The sequence below is a fragment of the Arthrobacter sp. 05L417 genome (genome assembly GCF_056397865.1).
In genome coordinates this window covers 1-13,778 of record NZ_JBFTOG010000040.1, presented here as the reverse complement: position 1 = coordinate 13,778, position 13,778 = coordinate 1, and the positions used below count along the sequence as shown (strand labels likewise).

The 13,778-nt window shown below is 64.7% G+C and carries 13 protein-coding genes; 3 read left to right on the top strand and 10 right to left on the bottom strand.

Going from position 1 to position 13,778, the window contains the following annotated elements:
• Positions 1 to 55 precede the first annotated feature (55 nt).
• Positions 56 to 1,207 carry a bifunctional 2-methylcitrate synthase/citrate synthase gene (locus tag AC1DJW_RS21910; protein WP_390282175.1) on the top strand — a complete coding sequence of 384 codons (1,152 nt, stop codon included), beginning with the start codon at positions 56 to 58 and terminating at the stop codon, positions 1,205 to 1,207.
• Between the two features lie 88 nt (positions 1,208 to 1,295).
• Here AC1DJW_RS21910 and AC1DJW_RS21905 read toward each other — a convergent pair whose 3' ends face one another.
• Positions 1,296 to 1,799, bottom strand: a complete 504-nt coding sequence (locus AC1DJW_RS21905; RefSeq protein ID WP_459342766.1) for an 8-oxo-dGTP diphosphatase — start codon at positions 1,797 to 1,799, stop codon at positions 1,296 to 1,298.
• 55 nt (positions 1,800 to 1,854) lie between these two features.
• Here AC1DJW_RS21905 and AC1DJW_RS21900 point away from each other — a divergent pair, with 55 nt between their 5' ends.
• Positions 1,855 to 2,595, top strand: coding sequence for a hypothetical protein (locus tag AC1DJW_RS21900; RefSeq protein ID WP_284751727.1), 741 nt, complete (start codon positions 1,855 to 1,857; stop codon positions 2,593 to 2,595).
• 50 nt (positions 2,596 to 2,645) lie between these two features.
• Here AC1DJW_RS21900 and xerD read toward each other — a convergent pair whose 3' ends face one another.
• From xerD to AC1DJW_RS21855, 9 genes are all read right to left on the bottom strand, one after another.
• Entirely contained in the window at positions 2,646 to 3,638 is a 993-nt protein-coding gene (gene xerD / locus AC1DJW_RS21895) for a site-specific tyrosine recombinase XerD (RefSeq protein ID WP_390282190.1), read from the bottom strand.
• Positions 3,611 to 4,273 carry an NUDIX domain-containing protein gene (locus tag AC1DJW_RS21890; protein WP_284751725.1) on the bottom strand — a complete coding sequence of 221 codons (663 nt, stop codon included), beginning with the start codon at positions 4,271 to 4,273 and terminating at the stop codon, positions 3,611 to 3,613. Before AC1DJW_RS21890 ends, xerD begins: the two co-directional genes overlap by 28 nt.
• A gap of 27 nt (positions 4,274 to 4,300) precedes the next feature.
• Positions 4,301 to 6,043, bottom strand: coding sequence for a CTP synthase (locus AC1DJW_RS21885; RefSeq protein WP_390282177.1), 1,743 nt, complete (start codon positions 6,041 to 6,043; stop codon positions 4,301 to 4,303).
• Between the two features lie 210 nt (positions 6,044 to 6,253).
• Positions 6,254 to 7,993, bottom strand: a complete 1,740-nt coding sequence (gene recN, locus AC1DJW_RS21880; protein ID WP_390282178.1) for a DNA repair protein RecN — start codon at positions 7,991 to 7,993, stop codon at positions 6,254 to 6,256.
• A 3-nt stretch (positions 7,994 to 7,996) separates the two neighbouring features.
• A complete protein-coding gene (locus AC1DJW_RS21875; RefSeq protein WP_284751722.1) occupies positions 7,997 to 9,019 on the bottom strand; it encodes an NAD kinase in 1,023 nt (340 codons plus the stop codon).
• A 13-nt stretch (positions 9,020 to 9,032) separates the two neighbouring features.
• Entirely contained in the window at positions 9,033 to 9,845 is an 813-nt protein-coding gene (locus AC1DJW_RS21870) for a TlyA family RNA methyltransferase (RefSeq protein WP_390282179.1), read from the bottom strand.
• Positions 9,846 to 9,847: 2 nt separating this feature from the next.
• Positions 9,848 to 10,132, bottom strand: a complete 285-nt coding sequence (locus AC1DJW_RS21865; protein ID WP_476902510.1) for a hypothetical protein — start codon at positions 10,130 to 10,132, stop codon at positions 9,848 to 9,850.
• A gap of 9 nt (positions 10,133 to 10,141) precedes the next feature.
• Positions 10,142 to 11,131 (bottom strand): HAD-IIA family hydrolase, encoded by a 990-nt coding sequence (locus AC1DJW_RS21860; protein ID WP_284751719.1) that lies wholly within the window; start codon positions 11,129 to 11,131, stop codon positions 10,142 to 10,144.
• The gene (locus AC1DJW_RS21855; RefSeq protein ID WP_476902509.1) at positions 11,124 to 11,996 is read right to left on the bottom strand and encodes a hypothetical protein; all 873 of its coding nucleotides are present in this window, start codon (positions 11,994 to 11,996) and stop codon (positions 11,124 to 11,126) included. The genes AC1DJW_RS21860 and AC1DJW_RS21855 overlap by 8 nt, the downstream gene beginning before the upstream one ends.
• Here AC1DJW_RS21855 and AC1DJW_RS21850 point away from each other — a divergent pair.
• Positions 11,949 to 13,046 (top strand): hypothetical protein, encoded by a 1,098-nt coding sequence (locus AC1DJW_RS21850; protein ID WP_476902508.1) that lies wholly within the window; start codon positions 11,949 to 11,951, stop codon positions 13,044 to 13,046. The two genes, AC1DJW_RS21855 and AC1DJW_RS21850, sit on opposite strands and share 48 nt — an antisense overlap.
• Positions 13,047 to 13,778 lie beyond the last annotated feature (732 nt).

Genomic DNA, 13,778 nt, shown 5'->3' with positions numbered 1-13,778 from the left:
GATGCAGGCGCTCCGGCTATTCCGGAGTGCTTGCCGATGAACGAAGGAGTTCAGCATGGCTGCTGAAGAGATCAAGAAAGGCCTGGCCGGCGTCGTGGTTGACTACACCGCGATCTCCAAGGTCAACCCGGACACCAACTCGCTGTTGTACCGCGGCTACCCCGTGCAGGAACTCGCCGCCAAATGCAGCTTCGAAGAAGTAGCCTTCCTGCTGTGGAACGGTGAACTGCCCACGCCGGAGGAACTTGCAGAGTTCACAGCCCGCGAGCGCGCGGGCCGCGCCCTGGACCCCGTAGTGAAGCAGGTCATCGATACGCTGCCGACGACAGCGCACCCCATGGATGTCTGCCGGACGGCCGCGTCGGTACTGGGAGCCCGGCACCCGCTGGCCGAGGTTTCCACGCCCGAGGCCAACATGGCCAAGGCCATTGACCTGTTCGCCGCCATGCCGGCAGTGGTCGCCTACGATCAGCGCCGCCGGCGCGCGGACGGGCAAACAATCGAACCCGTGGCACCGCGGGACGACCTGGGTTACTCTGCGAATTTCCTGTGGATGACCTTCGGCGAGGACCCGGTGGACGAGGTCGTCAAGGCGTTCAACGTCTCGATGATCCTTTACGCCGAGCACTCCTTCAACGCGTCCACCTTCACGGCCCGCGTTGTCACCTCCACCCTCTCGGACCTGCACTCCGCGGTCACCGCGGCGATCGGCGCCCTCAAGGGCCCGCTGCACGGCGGCGCCAACGAGGCCGTGATGCACACGTTCGAGGAAATCGGCATCCGCACCGAGGAATCGCTGGATGACGCCGCCTCCCGGGCGAAGACCTGGATGGAACACGCCTTGGCGCAGAAGAAGAAGGTCATGGGATTCGGGCACCGCGTCTACAAGCACGGCGACTCCAGGGTGCCCACCATGAAGGCAGCACTGGACAAGATGATCGCCCACTACGGCCGGCCGGAGATCCTGGGCCTGTACAACGGGCTGGAGCAGGCCATGGACGAAGCCAAGGCCATCAAGCCCAACCTCGACTACCCCGCCGGACCCACTTACCACCTCATGGGCTTCGACACCCCGACCTTCACCCCGCTGTTCGTCGCCAGCCGCATCACCGGCTGGACCGCGCACATCATGGAGCAGCTCGGATCGAACTCCCTGATCCGTCCGCTCAGCGAATACAACGGGGTGGACGAACGGCACCTGCCGTAATTTTCCGGGACGTACGACGGCGGCCCGGCTACCTGAGGGAAGGTGCCGGCCCGCCGTCGTTCTCGTTGCTGCCGTTGCCGCCCGGTAGTTAGCGCGCTGCTCCCGAATCCACCCACTCGGCTGTGTGAACCTCGGCGACGCTTTCGTTGTCATCAGCGAGAACAACTTCAACTGCGATGCGTTGGCCGGAGATCATGGCGGGCAGCCAGTGTTCGGCGTCGGCCCACATCTGTTCGACGGGGAGTCCCTCCACCCGATACCACTGCGGTGCTATTTCATCGCTTTCGGCGGGCTCGCCGGTCCATCGTCCGGTCAGATACACCGTGGTGAACATGTTCCACTCGGCCTTCGCGGGAAAGACGAAATCCACTGTCCCGGCGGGGATGAGGTGCTCTTCTTCCACGTGGACGAAGATTTCCTCTTGCACTTCCCGGCATACGGCCTCGGCCGCCGTCTCTCCTGGCTCCACATGTCCGCCGACGCCCACGATCTTCCCTGTACCGAACCCGGTCTTCTTCCGGCCCAGGAGCACCTCCTGGCCGGCATCGCCGTCGCGGAGCAGGAAGCACAGGGTGACGTGGGCTGCAGTCATTGACCAAGCCTAACTCTGCAGCTCTTCGGAAGTATGTCCTTGCTACAGTTGGCGCATGAGCGTGGATGGGGTTGAAGGTCCCGCGACGGCGGAGGCCCCGCCAGGAGAGGCGGCTGCCCGGGCAAGCGAGCCGGGTGCCCGGGTAGCGGACACCTCCGAGGCTTGGCTGCCTGACTGGCTGGTCAGGCATCCGCTCTACGCCGGGTGGGCGTGGACTGGATTCTGGGCGTTGTTGATCGTCCTCGATGAATTCCTCGACCTGGCCGGCTGGAGCTGGTACCTGTTGGTCGGCATGGCCGCGCTGCCGACCCTTCTCTCCACACTCGCTGTGCTGAATGCCACTCCCCGCCGGCATCTGAAACCACACAACGAATCAGTGCTGGGCCACTTCTTCGTGCGATTCCTTGCCTTGGTGACAGCATTCCTCGTGTGGGGCGTTTCAGTGGTCATGAGCGCCTCGATCTCCACCACAGTCCAGGCCGCCGTCGGAAATTCCGAGCGTGAAGTCACCTCTTTGGGCTTCAACTTGCTCGTGGCGGCCGTCCCGCTAGTCATTTCCGTGCTGTGGATGGCTTTCATCGTCCGTTGTGCCTGGTTCCTGCGCCGATTGCGTGGCTGGAGGCAAAGTCCCGCCAGCTCACGGGTGCCCAAGAAATTCCTGCGTTCCCGGCCGAGGCTAAAGCGGGTGGTTGTGGGCCTGGCGCACCCGGGCCTCCTGCTCGTGACCGGCCTCGGCATGTCAATTCTGGCGCTGTTCCTGAACGCTGTGGAACTGACCTTCAAGGTCTTGGCGTAAGCGCCACCAGCACCGGACCGCGCGCAGTGTCCAGCGTGCGGTGCAAGGTGTCAGCCGAGCGCCCGCGGATGCGCGGCCGCGTACACCTCGCGCAAGGTGTCCGCAGTGACCAAGGTGTACACCTGGGTGGTGGTCACCGAGGCGTGGCCCAGGAGCTCCTGTACCACCCGGACATCGGCGCCGCCTTCAAGGAGATGCGTGGCGAAAGAATGCCGAAGGGTGTGCGGGGAGACGTCCTTGGTGATGTTGGCCTTCTCCGCCGCAGTCTTGAGGATGGTCCAGGCACTCTGCCGGCTGATCCGGCCTCCGCGGGCGTTCAGGAACAGCGCCGGGGTGCCTTTTCCCTTGGCGGCCAATGCGGGCCTTCCACGAACCACATAGGACCCGACGGCACGGGCGCCGTAGGATCCCAGCGGGACTAAGCGCTCCTTGGAACCTTTTCCGAAGAGCCGCACGATCGCGGGGCCATCGGCTTCCGCTTCGAGCGAGACATCGTCGACGTCAAGGCCAACCGCTTCGCTGATGCGGGCACCTGTGGAGTAGAGGAACTCCAAAAGGGCCCGGTCCCTCAACCCGGTTGCGGTATCGGCACCGGCAGCTTCAAGGATCCGGGTGACTTCGCCGACGCTAATGGCCTTCGGCAGACGCTTGCCAGGCATTGGCGGGTGGACATCGCTCGCAGGGTCCGCCGTCGTCGTCCCCTCCAGGGCCCAAAACTTGTGGAGACCCCGGACGGCAACCACGGTGCGTGCCGCGGAGCGGACGCCGAGGGCGGCGCCGCCATCGGAGCCGTCGGCCAGCGCCTGGACGAAAGCAGTGACGTCGTGGCGGGAGATATTGCCCGGGTTGTCGACGCCGGACGCGGCCAGGAAGTTCGAATAGCGGGACAGGTCCCGGCGGTAAGCGGACAAGGTGTTGCTTGCAAGCCCTCGTTCCACGCCGAGGTGTTGCAGGTAGTCCGTGACGGCCCGGTCAATGGCAGTTTGGGCCTTGGTCTCCGCGAGCTGGGGCACGGTCAGCGCTGGCTCGGGTGTGCCGGCCAGGGGGCATTGGCGGGGCGCAGGTTCCTGAAGCCGTCGGCACGCGCGGCAGCTGCCGCGAGGATCCCGACGACGGCGGACGGGTTGTGCAGGCGGCCTTCGAGCACCGCTGAAACAGCTTCGTCGAGCGTGACCCACACCAGCTCGATTTCGGCTTCTTCGTCTGTACGGACGTGCCGTTCCGCCTCGGGAACGTCTCCCAATCCGCGCGCCAGATAGATCCGAATCGCCTCGCTCGAGGAGCCAGGTGAATTGAAGAAATCCGCGAGGACATTCCACGTGGCCGCCGTAAGATCGGCTTCCTCCGCGAGTTCCCGGGCAGCGCCCGCCACGAAATCTTCCCCGGCCACATCAAGAAGCCCGGCGGGGATCTCCCACAGATCCATGCCCACGGGGTGGCGGTATTGCTTGAGCAACAGGATTTCGCCGTCGACATTCATCGGCAGCACCGCAACTGCGCCGGGATGGTCGATATAGTCGCGGACCAAAGTACCGGTGTCTTCGCCCAGCTCGAAGGCGTCGCTGACGACGTCCCAAATGCGGCCTTCATAGACCTTGCTGGACGACAAAAGACGGCGCGGGCTCGGCACGTCCGAAACCTTCCGAAAAGTGCTGGGGGTTTCAGAAATACCGGGCATCGCGCCGTCCTTCGTTTGTGTGAGCGATTACTTCGCAGCGACCTTGCGGGCTGACTTTGCTAGCGAATCCACGCCTGCCTGACGCTCCAGCGCAGCCTTCACGAGGCCGGCAAACAGCGGGTGGGGGCGCGTGGGGCGGGAGCTGAGCTCTGGGTGGGCCTGTGTTGCCACGTAGTACGGGTGTACTTCGCGCGGCAGTTCCACGAACTCAACCAGCTTGCCGTCGGGAGACGTTCCGGAGAACACAAGTCCCTCGGCCGCGATCTGCTCGCGGTACTTGTTGTTGACCTCGTAGCGGTGGCGGTGACGCTCGCTAACCGTTGTTGCACCGTAGGTCTCTGCAACCACGGAGCCTTCATCCAGCTTCGCTTCGTAAAGGCCCAGGCGCATCGTGCCGCCGAGGTCTCCCTTGCCGTCCACGATGTCCAGCTGCTCTTCCATGGTGGCGATGACCGGGTACTTGGAATCGGGCTCGAACTCGCTCGAGGACGCACCCTCGAGACCGACCACATTGCGGGCGTATTCGATGACCATGCACTGAAGGCCGAGGCACAGACCCAGCACCGGTAGCTTCGTCTCGCGGGCGAACTTGAGCGCGCCGAGCTTGCCCTCCAGGCCACGGATACCGAAGCCGCCGGGAACACAAATCGCGTCGACGCCGGCCAAGGACTTGGTGGCGCCTTCGAGGGTTTCGCATTCGTCGGACGGGACCCAGCGGATCTTGACCTTGGTTTCGTTCGCGAAACCGCCGGCACGCAACGCCTCGGTCACGGACAGGTAAGCGTCCGGGAGGTCGATGTACTTGCCCACGAGGGCAACTTCAACCTGGTGCTTGGGGTTGTGGACTGCTTCGAGGAGCTTGTCCCAGCTGGTCCAGTCGACGTCCTTGAACGGGAGGTCCAAGGCACGGACGATGTAGGAGTCAAGTCCCTGGGAGTGCAGTGTCTTGGGGATGTCGTAGATGCTTGGGGCATCGGCGGCGTTGACCACTGCGTCAATATCGACGTCGCACATGCGGCCGATCTTTTCGCGCATGGCGTCGGGCACTTCGCGGTCTGAGCGGATCACGATCGCTTCCGGCTGGATGCCGATGGAGCGCAGGGCAGCAACGGAGTGCTGAGTTGGTTTGGTCTTCAGTTCCTGGGAGGGGCCGATGTAGGGCACCAACGAGACGTGGAGGAAAAAGACGTTGTTGCGGCCGATGTCCTGACGCACCTGGCGTGCGGACTCGAGGAAAGGCTGGGACTCGATGTCGCCAACGGTGCCGCCGATTTCGGTGATGATGACATCGGGAGCGCTCTTGCCTTCGGCAGGGAGGCGCATGCGGCGCTTGATCTCATCCGTGATGTGCGGGATGACCTGGACGGTGTCGCCGAGGTACTCACCACGCCGTTCCTTGGCGATGACTGTCGAGTAGATCTGGCCGGTCGTGACGTTGGCCGAACCCTCAAGGTTTTCATCGAGGAAGCGCTCGTAGTGTCCGATGTCGAGGTCGGTTTCGGCGCCGTCGTCAGTGACGAAGACTTCGCCGTGCTGGAAGGGGTTCATCGTGCCCGGATCCACGTTGAGATAGGGATCGAGCTTCTGCATAGTTACAGACAAACCGCGTGCCCGCAGCAGGTGGCCGAGGCTCGAAGCCGTCAGTCCCTTACCGAGCGAGGACGCCACACCGCCAGTGACAAAGATGTGTTTGGTCGTCTTGGACGAGCCCGGGAACCGGGAATTTACACGGGAATTTGATCGCTGCACCACGGAATTCGAGCCTATCATCAATTGCGCCTCCAAAGGATCCGCTAGCCGTTTTCCCAAATGCTCAATAGTCCCCTGCCGTGGGGCGAGGATCAAGAGTAAAGTCCACCCGAACCGGTAAAAACAGGTCACGGGCTCGGAAATCCGCAGCTCGGCACCGGACACACGGGGGCTTGCTCCGTGCCCGCGAGGGCCCGGGTGTGACTGACGTCCCAGGCTGCAGCCGGGTGGCTACGCCTGCTGGGGCAGCAGTTTGGCGTCGTCCAGCAATTCCTGGGCATGCGCCCGCGCGGATTCAGAGTCTTCCTGGCCTGCCAGCATCCTGGCGAGTTCCTTCACGCGTTCCTCGTCGTCGAGGAGTTGGACGTCGCTGGACGTGAAGCCCGTGGCGGTCTTGCCGTCACTTCCCCTCACTGAGGTTTTGGTGACGCGGATATGTTGGTCGGCGAAGGCAGCCACCTGCGGCAGGTGGGTCACCACCAGCACCTGGACGTGGCGGGCCAGCATGGCAAGCCGGCGTCCGATCTCGACGGCCGCACGCCCGCCTACTCCAGCATCCACTTCGTCAAAGACGAAGGTCGGCACCGGATCCACGGCGGCGAGGACCACTTCGATGGCAAGCATGACACGGGACAACTCACCACCGGACGCCCCTTTGCCGAGGGGGCGGGCAGGGGCACCCGAGTGCGGTTGCAGGAGGAAGGAGATGTCGTCGACGCCGTGCGGCCCCAGCGGCCCTTGGCTGTCCACCTCGATCACCAGCGTTGCATCGGCCATCGCAAGGGCAGTGAGCTCCGCGCTCACTCGTCCGGAGAGCTCTTTGGCCGCCTTTGATCGGGACTTCGAGATGCGCGCGGCCTGCTTTCGCAGCGAGGACTCCGCAGCGGTCACTTCGGCGTCAAGGGCTTCGATCCGGCTCGAGTCATCCTGCAGTTCGTCCAGCCGGGTCCTCGAAGCGGCTGCCCATTCCAGGACCTCGTCGATGCTCGGAGCGTACTTCCGGATGAGTTTGGCCAGGGCTGCGCGCCGCTCCTCGATCTCGGAAAGCCGTTCGGGTCCCTCGGAGTCCAAGGACGCTTGGTAGCTGGACAGCTCCCCCGCGATGTCGTTGATGAGGAAGCCGATCTCGGCGAGCCGTGCGGCGGCTCCCGCCAAGGCTTCGTCATGTTCGGAAACCTGGTCCAGCGCCCGTTTGGCCGAGTCAATCAGGGTCGTGGCATCGGCGGTCTCGCCGAATTCCTCCGAGATCAGGGCTTCATGCGCTGCAGCGGCGGCGATGCGGAGCTCCTCCACGTTCGCCAGCTTCACTGCCTCGGCTTTGAGGGACTCATCCTCGGCCGGCTGGGGATCGACGTCGTCGATTTCGTTGAGTGCGACCGCGAGCGATTCCGCCTCACGCAGCCTTTCCCGGGCCTCGCCGCGGAGGGTGTCGAGCTCCGCCTGACTGGACTTCCAGTGGCTGTAGAGCTCCTGGTATTCGGCGAGCGTTGCTGCGAGCCCGGCCCCGGCGAAGCGGTCCAGTGCGTGCCGCTGCGCCACGGCACCCTTGAGCCGTATCTGGTCCGACTGGCCGTGCACCACCACCAGGCTCTCGCCAAGTTCCGCCAGCACACCCACGGGCGCCGACCGGCCGCCCACGAAAGCACGGCTGCGGCCGTCCGCGCCCACGGTGCGGGCCAGCAGGAGCTGGGTGCCGCCGTCGTACTCTTCCGCGTCGCCGCCAGCCTCCACGGCCCGTTCCACGGCGGCATGTGCCGGATCAAGCAGGAGGCGGGCTTCCGCGGAGGCGGACTTGGCGCCGGAGCGTACCGCACCGGCGTCGGACCGCGCTCCCAGAAGGAGGCCGACGGCGGTGACCACCATGGTCTTGCCGGCGCCGGTTTCGCCCGTGACGACGCTCAGGCCGGGCCCCAGCGGCAACGTGGCGTCGGTGATGACGCCGAGATCACGGATCCGGAGTTCCTCGATCATGGTTTACATCTCCTTTGTGGGGTCGGCCGCTCTGCCGGTCCGCACGTCCTGGGGCGTCGGCAAAGGGCTGGGCTTGAAGGTCCTGATCACAGGGGTAGGACCGGTGTGGATGTCAGCGGAACGGGGTGCCGGACCCCGCCAGCCGTGGATGGGGAGCTCAAACTTCCGTACGAGCCGTGCTGAGAACGGGGTCTGGTGGGTGCGGGCAAGCCGCACGGGACGGGTGGACCGGGTTACTTCGATCCGGGCGCCGGGCGGCAGGTCCACGGAACGGCGGCCATCGCACCAAAGCACGCCTTGGGCGTCGGTCCGGGTGAGGATCTCCACGGCCAGCCTGGACCGCGGCGAGACCACGAGGGGTTTGGCGAAGAGGGCATGGGCGCTGATAGGGACTATCACCAGCGCTTCCACCTCGGGCCACACCACGGGCCCACCGGATGAGAAGGCATAGGCTGTGGAGCCCGTAGGGGTAGCAAGCACCACTCCATCACAGCCGAAAGACGTCAACGGACGTTCATCAACTTCGGTCACCACTTCGATCATGCGCTCCCGGTCCGCCTTTTCAATGGCGGCTTCGTTGAGAGCCCATGTATGCCAGATCTTCTGGCCGCGGACCCACACCTGGACATCGATGGTCATGCGTTCTTCCACCGTGTATTCGCGGCTGGCAATCCACTCGACGGTCTGGGCAAGATCGGCCCGCTCGCTTTCGGCAAGGAAACCGACATGCCCGAGATTGACGCCCAACAGGGGAACATCGACGTTGCGGACCAACTCGGCCGCGCGAAGGATGGTGCCGTCGCCGCCAAGAACCATGACGAGTTCGACGTCCTCCAACCGGACGTCCTCGTGGAGTATCTCGATCGGTTTGTCCACCACGCCGTAGAACCGTTCGATATCGTCCAGTTCAGACTTCTGCATCACGGGGATCAGGCCGGAGTAGTGGAGCTGCCCGCAGGCATCCCAGGCCGCGCGAAGGGAGTCCTCACGCCCGGTGTGGGCAAGGACCAAAACGCGCCTGCTCATGGTGTTCTGCTTTCTAGTGGGTGGTCCAGATTCGTTCCATCAGTGCAGCAACTTCCTCGTCCCGCTCTTCGATCTTAGGCAAGTCCGGCTGCATCCTGCGTTTTATCCACAGGAAGTACTCCACATTTCCGTCCTGGCCGGGCAAGGGACTCGGTGCCAGGCCGCAGAGTTCGAGCCCTGCGTCCACGGCCGCTCTGGCGACTTGGGCGACGGCGCGCCGCCGTTCATGGTCTGAGGTGACCACGCCGGTGCGGCTCAGCCGCTCCTTGCCGACCTCGAATTGCGGCTTCACCATGAGCACCAGGTCTCCCCCGGGTTCGGTGCATGCCGCGAGCGGGTGGAGAACCAGGGTGAGGGAAATGAAGGACAAGTCTGCCACCGTGAGCGCTGCGGTGCCGCCGATCTGCTCGGGAGTCATGTAGCGGACGTTGAGGCCCTCATGGACTGCGACGCGGGGATCGTTCCGCAGGGACGGCACCAACTGGTCGTGCCCGACGTCGACCGCCACCACGTGCGCGGCACCTTGCCGGAGCAGCACGTCGGTAAAGCCACCGGTCGAGGCTCCGGCGTCGAGGCACCGCTTCCCTTCCACAACAACGGAAGGGAAGGCCGCCAGCGCGCCGGCCAGTTTGTGTCCGGCGCGGCTGACGTAAACGTCCTCGGCGTGGGCTTGGACGTCAATTTCCGTCTCTTCGGAGACCTGTTGCGCTGCCTTGGCGAGAACGGTGCCTCCGGAACTGACCTTTCCGTCCGCAATGAGTTTCGCGGCATGGGTCCGCGATCTCGCCAATCCACGGCTGACGAGTTCCTGGTCGAGTCTGGCCATGCTCAGCGTTCGTCGGCGTCGAGGGCCGCCATCAAGGAGTCGTGGATCCCGGCGTAGAGGCCGCTGTGCTCGGCCACCGGCACGGAGGAGACGCCCGCCAGCCGCTCCAAGGCGGAATCCACGGCGGCGTCACCCGTGGGTGTCGTGTCGTCGGGCCACGGGGCATCGTGCGGTCCGGCGCTTTGCGGCTCGGCTGTTTGCAGCTCGGCTGTTTGCAGCTCGACGCTATGCGGCTCGGCTGTTTGCAGCCCGGCTGGGCCCTCCGGGTGATCGTTCAACTCGCTCATGGGACCAGTCTAGTTTTCCAGCCATTCGAGCCGCGGCGATGTAGCTTCTGCCGCGTCGGGATTTGCGGCCCACCAGGCTGCGCACGCAGCACGCCAGGCATCCAGGTCCTTCTCGGAGCCGGAGACGGTGATCAGGCCGTCTTGGACTTGGGCAGTTGCCTTTCCGCAGCGGAACCTGCTGTCCTCTTCGAGGATCGCGGGGTACGGCTCGTACAGTTCCGTCAGATCGGCCAGCAAGTAGCCGGGGCGTTCCGAGCTGCGTGCAGCAAGGATGGACTCGGGCGTGTCGACACCGGTGAGCACCGCCGCCGTCGCGAAGCCCGCACGGTTGCCGCCCAGGATGTCGGTGTCCAGCCGGTCTCCGACAACGATCGGGCGCTCTGACTTCAGCCTCCGGGCAGCCGAGTGGAAGAGCGGGGCCTCCGGCTTGCCGGCGACCCGCGGCTGTTTGCCGGTGGCAGACGCGACGGCGGCCACGAGCGTGCCGTTTCCGGGAGCAATTCCGCGGGCCTGGGGAATGGACATGTCCGTATTGGTGGCCACCCAGAGGGCGCCTGCGGCAACAACGTAGGACGCCTCGGCCAGATCCTTCCACGCGATTTCCGGGTTGAAGCCTTGGACCACCGCCACAGGGTTCTCCTTCGCGCTGTGGACGGGCGTGAGGCCCACGAGTTCGATCTCGTGGGCCAGCGCCGCGCTTCCAGTGATCATTACACGCGAACCCGGGGCAAGGAGCCCGGCCAAAAGATCTCCGGCGGCCTGCGAAGAACTGACCACTTGGTTGTCCTCGGCAGGGGCGCCAAGTTCACGAAGATGCGCGGCAACCTGTGCCGGGGTACGCGAGGCGTTGTTGGTGACATAGCCCAGGCGCACCCCGACCGACTCAAGCCGCTGCAGCGACTCCACCGCGCCGGGAATGGCATGTGGACCTGCGTAGACAACTCCGTCCAGATCGGACAGAACGGCGTCGAAACGCGAAACCAGTGAGGCCTCAGTCATTCTTGGTCTCTTCGCCGCCCTCGGAAGCCTCTTCCCCGTCTTCCTCGTCTTCTTCGTCCTCTTCGTCCTCTTCTTCGTCCTCTTCTGCGTCCTCTTCTGCGTCCTCGACGGAATCGCGGTCCGACTCGGCGTCGTCGGACTCAAAGTAGTCAGACTCGACGTCGTCGAGTTCCACGTCGTCGAGTTCGGTGGCTTCAGAGCCGAGGACAGTTTCCGCAAGCGCAGGGGCAGCCTCGGACTTGCTCTCTTCGGTTCGTTCCTTGTTCTCTTCGATGTTCCGGAAACGAGGCTTGCGGGCTTCGTTTTCATCGTCCTCGCCGAGGTCGATGATGTCCGGGTCCTCGAAGTCTCCTACGCCGAGGGCATTTTCAGCCACGACTGCCTGGCGCTGCCACTTACCGGCTTCTTCCGTGCGACCCACGGCGGCCAGGGCGTCTGCGTAGGCACGGAACAGGCGGGGGCTGTAGGAGAAAGCGCGGTTGATGTCGAGCTGGATGATCTCCAGCTCAGCCACGGCGGCGTCCAACTGGCCAAGATCGCTCCGGGCGCCGGAAGCCACAATGGCCAGCTCGACCTTGCCGGGGGCGTCGAGATCCTGGGCCTCGGGTGAACGGACTACATCCAGCGCCCGGTCCGGACGCCCCAGGCCGCGTTCGCAGTCGGCCATGAGGGGCAAATGGACGTTGGAGCCACTGATCCGGCGGTAGGTGCGGAATTCGCGAAGTGCCTCCCCATAGTGGCCGGCAGCGTAGGCCGTCAGGCCCACAGCTTCGCGGACAGCCGCCAAACGTCCACCACGGCGGCTCGCAGCCAAGGCATGCTGAAAGGAAAGCTCAGGATCGATATCGATGAGACGGCCGGCCATCACCAGGTGCTTGGCGACCCAATCGACATTGGTGCTTTCAAGGGTCTTGATCTGGTGCTTCGTGACCCGATCGAGCTCCTGGCCCGTAACGTCGTCGTCGATCTCCGGGGAACGCTCGCGGTCCGGGCGGTTGGCGCTGCGCAGGTCCGCGGCATTCGGAACCCGTGCGGGACGCTCTTCCCAGGATCCACCGCCGAAGCTGCGTCCCTCAGTACGTGGGCCATCGAACTTGCGGGGACCGCGCTCGGGGCGGTCGCCGAAACTACGGCGCTCTCCGTCGCCTTCGCGACGCGGACGGTCACCAAACGGCTTACGATCACCCTCACGGCTCGGGCGCTCACCAAAGGGTTTGCGGTCGCGGTCACCGAAGCTACGGCGTTCTCCGTCGCCTTCGCGACGCGGACGGTCACCAAAGGGTTTACGGTCCCGGTCACCCTCACGGCTCGGGCGCTCACCAAAGGGTTTGCGGTCGCGGTCACCGAAGCTACGGCGCTCTCCGTCGCCTTCGCGACGCGGACGATCACCAAACGGCTTACGGTCGCGATCGCCCTCACGGCTCGGGCGCTCACCAAAGGGTTTGCGGTCGCGGTCACCGAAAGGTTTGCGGTCGCGGTCACCGAAGCTACGGCGCTCTCCGTCGCCTTCGCGGCGCGGACGGTCACCAAACGGCTTACGGTCGCGATCGCCCTCACGGCTCGGGCGCTCACCAAAGGGTTTGCGGTCGCGGTCACCGAAACTCGGACGCGCATCCCCATCACGACGCGGACGATCACCAAACGGCTTACGATCACGATCACCGAAACCACGGCGCTCACCATCGCCGTCACGACGCGGACGATCACCAAAGGGTTTGCGATCACGATCACCGAACGGCTTACGATCACGGTCACCGCCAGGAATGCCTTCACGGTTTTCCCTGGAACGGAATCCTCGCGGGTCGCCCCCGGAATTGTTATTGGCGCGGAACGGGCCGCGATCGCCGCGGCCACCGCCGAAGTTGCCGCGGTTGCCGCCGTTGTGCTCAGCCATGATGGATTCCTCCTGTTGTGAGCTGACCACTGGCGCATGTGCAGCCGCTCTTATCCGTATTTTGTTCTCACGCCGCCGGGATCCGGCTCGTATCTCTTATGTAATTCTAGGTGACCAGGCATCCGCGAACGCATTCGAAGGCCGCCTATTCAGCTTCCCGTGGGAATCATCACAGCCCCAGGCCTGCCTGTGCCCCCCGAGCCTCGCTGGCTTACAAATCCACGCTCGCTCACGTATGCCGGGTCCGGGCCGGACCCTCGCTCACGTATGGCGGGTCCCGGCCGGACCCTCGCTCACATATGCCGGGTCCGGGCCGGACCCTCGCTCACATCATGCGAGCGAGCGTCGGTCGTGGAAGCCACATATCTGAGCGGGGGTTTCGGACACCGGGCCATATGTGAGCGGGGGTTTATCGAAACCGGGCCATACGTGAGCGGGGGTTTGGTCACGACCGTTGATATGTGAGCGGGGGGTTGTGGAAACCGGGCCATACGTGAGCGGGGGTTTCGGACACCGGGCCATATGTGAGCGGGGGTTTACCGGAAACCGGGCCATACGTGAGCGGGGGTTGTCGAAACCGGGCCATACGTGAGCGGGGGGTTGTGGAAACCGGGCCATACGTGAGCGGGGGTTTCGGGACGCCGGCTCGCGTGCGGGTGGGTGGGTTTAAATGGTTCAGGCCCCGACGTGTGTCGGGGCCTGAACGTGAATGGTTGTCCGGCGGTGTCCTACTCTCCCACACCCTCCCGGGTG

Bases quoted from the DNA above. Each gene is read 5' to 3' on its own strand.
- AC1DJW_RS21875 (WP_284751722.1), bottom strand. From the start codon at position 9,019: ATGAGCAGGCGCGTTTTGGTCCTTGCCCACACCGGGCGTGAGGACTCC.
- AC1DJW_RS21890 (WP_284751725.1), bottom strand. From the start codon at position 4,273: ATGCCCGGTATTTCTGAAACCCCCAGCACTTTTCGGAAGGTTTCGGAC.
- AC1DJW_RS21885 (WP_390282177.1), bottom strand. From the start codon at position 6,043: ATGATAGGCTCGAATTCCGTGGTGCAGCGATCAAATTCCCGTGTAAAT.
- AC1DJW_RS21905 (WP_459342766.1), bottom strand. From the start codon at position 1,799: ATGACTGCAGCCCACGTCACCCTGTGCTTCCTGCTCCGCGACGGCGAT.
- AC1DJW_RS21860 (WP_284751719.1), bottom strand. From the start codon at position 11,131: ATGACTGAGGCCTCACTGGTTTCGCGTTTCGACGCCGTTCTGTCCGAT.
- AC1DJW_RS21855 (WP_476902509.1), bottom strand. From the start codon at position 11,996: ATGGCCGGCCGTCTCATCGATATCGATCCTGAGCTTTCCTTTCAGCAT.
- AC1DJW_RS21900 (WP_284751727.1), top strand. From the start codon at position 1,855: ATGAGCGTGGATGGGGTTGAAGGTCCCGCGACGGCGGAGGCCCCGCCA.
- AC1DJW_RS21910 (WP_390282175.1), top strand. From the start codon at position 56: ATGGCTGCTGAAGAGATCAAGAAAGGCCTGGCCGGCGTCGTGGTTGAC.
- AC1DJW_RS21850 (WP_476902508.1), top strand. From the start codon at position 11,949: ATGCTGAAAGGAAAGCTCAGGATCGATATCGATGAGACGGCCGGCCAT.
- recN (WP_390282178.1), bottom strand. From the start codon at position 7,993: ATGATCGAGGAACTCCGGATCCGTGATCTCGGCGTCATCACCGACGCC.
- AC1DJW_RS21865 (WP_476902510.1), bottom strand. From the start codon at position 10,132: ATGAGCGAGTTGAACGATCACCCGGAGGGCCCAGCCGGGCTGCAAACA.
- AC1DJW_RS21870 (WP_390282179.1), bottom strand. From the start codon at position 9,845: ATGGCCAGACTCGACCAGGAACTCGTCAGCCGTGGATTGGCGAGATCG.